This is a genomic window from Maribacter arenosus (genome assembly GCF_014610845.1).
Lineage (GTDB): Bacteria > Bacteroidota > Bacteroidia > Flavobacteriales > Flavobacteriaceae > Maribacter_A > Maribacter_A arenosus.
The window spans coordinates 1-4,660 of the sequence record NZ_JABTCG010000016.1 but is presented as its reverse complement, the minus strand read 5'-3'; the positions used below and the strand labels follow the sequence as shown (position 1 = coordinate 4,660).

The window sequence follows — 4,660 nt, the reverse complement described above, 5'->3', positions numbered from 1 at the left end:
TACCAAGACGACGGAAATTTACACCCATGTGGCGGAAACTTCTTTCAAGGACATAAAAGATCTCTTATCTTAGTTCCTCACATAAAAGATATATAGATCATATGATCTATATTCCTACGTTAGCGTCCAAAGTACCTTAAAATAGCTTACTCCGGCGGAGTGTTACGCCCGAATAAATTAAATAAGGCCAGGGCTCGGTGCCATCCCATCTTTTTAAAATTGTTAGCCAATCTGTTCGCAAGGAGAACGCACAGTTCGACCGAAGGCATGCTTATGCTGACCATAGAAACGTCTGTGTTGAATCATGACTTGCCGTTGCTTGGGCCCGACTCGAAAAAACAATTTTAAAAAGGGTCAGGGGCATTTTAGGAAGGTCAAGCGCAGGTCGCAGGGCATGGGCGGTACTACGGACGCTAACAAGAGCTATAATTCAGTGCTGCATCAAAATAATAAATAAATTTCCTACATTTAACTCAGCTTGATTCCAAGACTGAAAATCCTGCCGGATTTCCCGCCCCGAAATCATAGCTTAAACGTTGTAGAACATATCTAAATAAGATGTAATGAAACAAATGACAAAATTTATTATCCTAGTTGTACTTTTCATCAGCTTCCAAAATTTATCCGGACAAAACAATAAGACTCAAATTTCGGAAACAAATGTATTCCAAGCGATGGCCGAATCGGAATTCGATTTGCTTATTCGAATAGACATGGACATGAATGATGCGGAATTAAAGTCTCGAATTGATGTTTTAAATAGTTTTGATAGAGATATTAAAATTGAATATTCACGGGATGAATCTGGTAATATAAAAGCACTTTCTAGTTCAGGCAGCGGAGGTTCCTGTATGTCTGATAATTTTGGTTTTCTGATAATCTCATTAAAAGATAGTAAATGGAAAGGATGTATGATTTCCGATAAAAAATGATACACTTGAATAGTAAAAAATACGTTCTACAACAATGGCTAAAATTCATTGCTTGCGGATTTCCTAAACGGAAATCACGCGCAAAAAGCTATATTTAGGTTCGGCTGGATTGTCCTTCGGACGAATCACAGCAACGAACCTTAGCCGAACCGTTAGCGAACAGTTCAAAAAAAACGCAACCAAATACGAAACTACTTATCTTAGGAAAAAGACCGATATGAAAAAAATGACTTCTATCTTATTCCTTTTTGGAGTACTTATGTTTTCCTGTGAAAAAGAGAGTTCTTCCGATGAATATTCTATTGAGGCGGAAGTACTTGGACGAAATACCGACTGTGGAATCTATGCCGTGAAAATCTTGAATGGATTATCTCAAGTACAATCTATTGTGGGGTCGAAAGTCGGCGACAGTATTTATATTGCTAAAAACCTACCAACTGAACTAGAGACAGCAGGTCTTAAAATTCTGATAGATGTGAGGAAACCCCAAAATGATGAGCTTGGACCATGTACGACCTTAGGACCGGCTTACTACTGGTTATTTGTAAAAAGGGCCGAAAAGAAAGAAACTTCCATTAAAAGTTAACAAATATCCCAATAGTGGACTCTAAAAGTTCGCAAATGGACTCTAAAACAGTTCGCAGTTGGATTTACCGATCTGACTTAATCTGTACGCAGACGGACTTTCCACTCGAACGGAATTAGTTGGATTGCGGTCTTGTCCGCTTAGGGAAGTAAGTCCCTCGATTTTTCCGAAATTTTACGGGCTTTGGCGGGACAAAAAAAGAAAACCGTTCGCTAACAATACCTAAAATTCATTGCTTGCGGATTTCCTTGCAGGAAATCCAGCGCAAAGAGCTAAATTTAGGTTCAGTGGGACTGTCCTGCGGACAGATCACCGCAACGAACCTTAGCCGAACCGTTAGCAATAATTTAAAAAAATTGAACCGAATCATTACCATACTGTTTTCATTGTTTTTAATCTCGTGTGGTAGCGATAAAATTGTCTACGAGTTTTATCCCGCATTTATTACACCTATTCATTATACGATTGACATTGAAAAAAGCATACTATCCCAAAATAGTAAGCAATTTAAGATTGAAGGACACATTCAAGGTTCAAACAACTTAATTAATGAGGAATACGAAATCGACCGAAAAGTGCTAAACAAATTCTTGGAAAGAATTGAGTCTGTCGAATTGGACAGTTCAATTCAACATGGACGCGAAGTACTCGATGGAATTAGTTTTAGATTTAGTAAAATTAATCAATGGAACGACTCTATTTCTTTGATTTCAACAAGTCCAAATAGGCAAGAGAAATATCAGAAGGACTACCAAATTCTAGATGCTTTTTTTGAATTGGCTCATAGAATAATCAAAAACAATAATAAAGGACAAAGCCTTACTGAAAATATTCAGGATTACTTTCATTACGGCTTGCCAATAAATAGGGTAAGCAACAATCCAATTGAATATCGAGTTGCGGGCAGGATTTCTGGATGTCGAGACGGAAACGAAGCTTTGATTAGTCTATTGGACTCTTTACCAAATAATGAACCCATAATATTCGATATTAGAAACGGGAGTTTTGCTCCTTGTTTGACCGAATTATTAGAGGAATTCGAGCAAAAAAAGAGAATTTATTATTACGGTATTTTTGAACTCAATCAAATCGACTTAGATATCGAAACCCTAGAAGATGAACTTTCCGAAGCAGAAAAAGACAACTCGAATGGACTTGTTGGCGGAATAAGAGGGCAACTGAAGGAGTTAAGAAAAGAAAGAAAAAAAATTGTTGCAGAAAGCAAGTTGAGGCCAAATTCATTCAGGACAAAACATGAACTGAGAAAAACTATTGCTAACATTGGCTATAGCAAATAGGGCTAAAAGGGCTATGCCCATTGGCTTGGTCGTATTTGCGAACACCGCCAAATCTTTTGGATTTGGCAATTAAAAAAGAAAAATAATTACAAAACAAAAAGCTCTGGCTAGCAGACCAGACGGAAACCAAAAGTTTCCTTGCCTGCCCTACTTGCCATAGCCGAACCGTTGGCATACATTTGATGAAAACATTCATAACATTTACGTTTTTACTACTATTCGTCTTTAATCTAAATGGACAATGCAATAAGGATTTGGAAATGTACAAACACTTTCAAATTACCGTTGAAAAGGATACCATAAATTATCATATTTACAGTAAAAACGGACTGGACTCTATTTCGAACATTTTACTATATGTTCAAGGTTCCGGAGCTTTCCCTTTGTATCAGATAAAAAGAGAAGGTAAAAGCCTATGGCAATCAGGCGTTCCATTTGACTTATCTACCATTCCTGATGGGTTTGCCTTTATCTTAATATCGAAAAGGGGAATTCCATTTTGCACAAAATTTGGGGAACCGTTTGATGTACCTAAAATATTTTACGATAACGAATCACTTGAAAATAGAGCAAATAGAACAAGCTATGTCATAGACGAATTAGTTACCAGTAAAATGATAAACCCCAACAAAGTTGTAATAATCGGACATTCTGAAGGCTCTGATGTAGTTGCGAAACTTGGTACAATAAACGATAAGGTCACCCACATTGGATATTGGTCGGGCGGAGCAAATACACAATGGTTTGATTTCACAATGTTCATAAGAAAAGATGTGCTCGAAGGTAAAATAACGGAAGTACAGGCAACCAAGAGAATGGACTCTCTTTTTTTTAATTTTAAAGAAATCGCATCGAAATCCAATTCAACAATGGACTTCTGGGAAGACAACACTTATAGGAGATGGAACAAATTTTCTGAACCTGCAATAAATAATTTATTAAAAATAGAGGTGCCACTTTTCGTAGCAATTGGCACAAAAGACCAAGCAGTACCTGTGGAATCAACTTATTTAATTCCAATTGAGTTTATAAGGCATAAAAAGGACAACCTTACTTTTAGAGTTTATCCAGAGTTAGACCACGGTTTTGAAAAGGAATTAGAAAATGGAGAATTTGAAGACCATTGGAATGATGTATTTCTTGAATTTATGAATTGGGTTGAAAAGTCAAAATAAAAACGTATGCCAACACGGTGTATAAAACATAGCTAATAAGTGATAAACCTATGGTTAGTACTTTTCTGTAAAGACCGCCAAATTTTTAAATTTGGCTTTTAAAATTGATAAGTTAAAAATAAAATATAAAAATTCAGCTCTGTGTTAATACGAAAAGTTAGCGTCTTTTTACGCGCTACGTTTCATACACAAACCGTTAGAGCACATTCAGCTGAAGCTGACTTTTGTTGCTACGTGCTGCGCACTCCCACCCCAAAAGAAATATGCTCTAACGACCTGCTAAACCAAATTGCAAGCGGCCCTCTATTACAAACAGCTCCCAGCTGTCCGCTCAAGCGGCTAACGTGCAATAACAATAGCTAAAAGCAATTTGGCACCGCAATTTTTAATCCCAATACCACAAAATCCACAAGATACGACCGATAGCACGGTCTTCTTGGTAAACTATCGATTGAAACCAGTAACCATGACATCAGTCAGTTTTTCAAACGATAGTTAATGGATTTTGCTATATTTCCTTAAAAATCACGGAACTGCGTTTAGCAGGTCGTTAGCGAGCATAGTTTAAAAAAGATGTACTTATTCAATAAAAAATTAAACTCAAGACTTCATAAATTTCTCTCTGGACTTCTCTATGGCAGACATATTAACTTTTGCCCACTTTTCTAA

General features: G+C 36.8%; 4 protein-coding genes. All 4 read left to right on the top strand.

The genetic code is table 11. From position 1 onward, the window contains the following. The first annotated feature begins 563 nt into the window (after positions 1–563). The 4 genes from HPE63_RS18410 to HPE63_RS18395 all read left to right on the top strand — a co-directional run bounded on the left by HPE63_RS18410 (position 564) and on the right by HPE63_RS18395 (position 3,991). The gene (locus HPE63_RS18410) at positions 564–932 is read left to right on the top strand and encodes a hypothetical protein (RefSeq protein WP_188315773.1); all 369 of its coding nucleotides are present in this window, start codon (positions 564–566) and stop codon (positions 930–932) included. 217 nt (positions 933–1,149) lie between these two features. After that, a complete protein-coding gene (locus HPE63_RS18405) occupies positions 1,150–1,518 on the top strand; it encodes a hypothetical protein (protein WP_188315772.1) in 369 nt (122 codons plus the stop codon). A gap of 356 nt (positions 1,519–1,874) precedes the next feature. Beyond that, on the top strand, positions 1,875–2,816 hold the full coding sequence (locus tag HPE63_RS18400) for a hypothetical protein (RefSeq protein WP_188315771.1): 942 nt from the start codon (positions 1,875–1,877) through the stop codon (positions 2,814–2,816). A gap of 182 nt (positions 2,817–2,998) precedes the next feature. Beyond that, the gene (locus tag HPE63_RS18395) at positions 2,999–3,991 is read left to right on the top strand and encodes an alpha/beta hydrolase family protein (RefSeq protein WP_188315770.1); all 993 of its coding nucleotides are present in this window, start codon (positions 2,999–3,001) and stop codon (positions 3,989–3,991) included. The last annotated feature ends 669 nt before the right edge of the window (positions 3,992–4,660 follow it).

Coding starts and splice junctions, on each gene's coding strand:
- HPE63_RS18395 (WP_188315770.1), top strand. CDS start 2,999: ATGAAAACATTCATAACATTTACGTTTTTACTACTATTCGTCTTTAAT.
- HPE63_RS18410 (WP_188315773.1), top strand. CDS start 564: ATGAAACAAATGACAAAATTTATTATCCTAGTTGTACTTTTCATCAGC.
- HPE63_RS18405 (WP_188315772.1), top strand. CDS start 1,150: ATGAAAAAAATGACTTCTATCTTATTCCTTTTTGGAGTACTTATGTTT.